The sequence below is a fragment of the Komagataeibacter melaceti genome, assembly GCF_003403295.1.
Lineage (GTDB): Bacteria > Pseudomonadota > Alphaproteobacteria > Acetobacterales > Acetobacteraceae > Komagataeibacter > Komagataeibacter melaceti.
On sequence record NZ_QUWV01000123.1, the window covers coordinates 1 to 970 of the forward strand.

1 protein-coding gene is annotated in these 970 nt (G+C 64.3%); it reads right to left on the minus strand.

The window, feature by feature from the left end; genetic code table 11:
* Positions 1–11: 11 nt before the first annotated feature.
* A partial coding sequence (locus tag DY926_RS12725; RefSeq protein ID WP_148707788.1) for a TolC family protein occupies positions 12–970 on the minus strand: 959 nt, incomplete at its 5' end.

Below are 970 nucleotides of genomic sequence, written 5' to 3' on the forward strand. Positions count from 1 at the left end.
GGTAATGCGCTTCATGGCACGATACCTGTCGCGATCAGCATGCGGATGCTGGCCACATGCCATTCCACATCGGCCCGCGCGCTGGCCAACCGGGTGCTGGCCGCAGCCTGCCGGGCGGCAAGTGCCATGTCCAGACTGGCCTCGCCCACGCGCCATGCATGTTCCTGTGCCGCGGCACGCCGTTCCATGCTGTCCGCGGCGGCGCGGGTGGTCTGCCGCGCCGTGGTTGCCGCAATCAGGCGTTCACGCACGCGCATCATTTCCAGGTGCACCATGCGTCGCGCCTGCGTTTCCTGGCTGGTGGCCGTAGCCAGCCGGTTGCGTGCTTCAGACATGATGGGGGTATTGCGGACCTCGCTGGGCAAGGGAATGCTGAAATTCAGCCCGACCCGGTCATCCCACGGGCTGCCGTACTGCTTCTCATGGATGGCATCTACACCAATTTCCGGGTTGGGCATGAACGAACGGCGCGCCAGTTTCATGTTGGCCTCGGCGGCTTCCACATTACGGTGCGCCACCTTGATGCGGGGGTCATTGTCTTCCATGTCACGGGGCGCAATGAAGCGGGCGTGTGTGACGTCGCCCTCCCCATACCGCGCCAGGTCCGGCACGACCGGACGGCCCAGAAGCATCTCCAGTGACGCAACTGCGTTTTCGGCCTCCTCCTGCGCCATGGCCAGTTCATTGCGGGCGTTTTCCATCGCCGCGTGCGCCATCTGCCCATCCGCCGAGGCCAGTTCGCCACCATGCACCGCACGCGTAGCACTCGTAGCCATGCGTGCCGTCGCATCATACAGGACATGGGCCACATCCACCCGGGTACGGGCGATCAGGGCAGCAGCACCCGCATCAAGCACACGGATGGACAGCGCCATGTGTTCAACATTGAGCTGTTCATCAAGCGACGCGGCTTCCGCGCTTGCGACCTGTTGCGTAGCACTACCCTGTCCCGGCAGCCATAACGGTACGG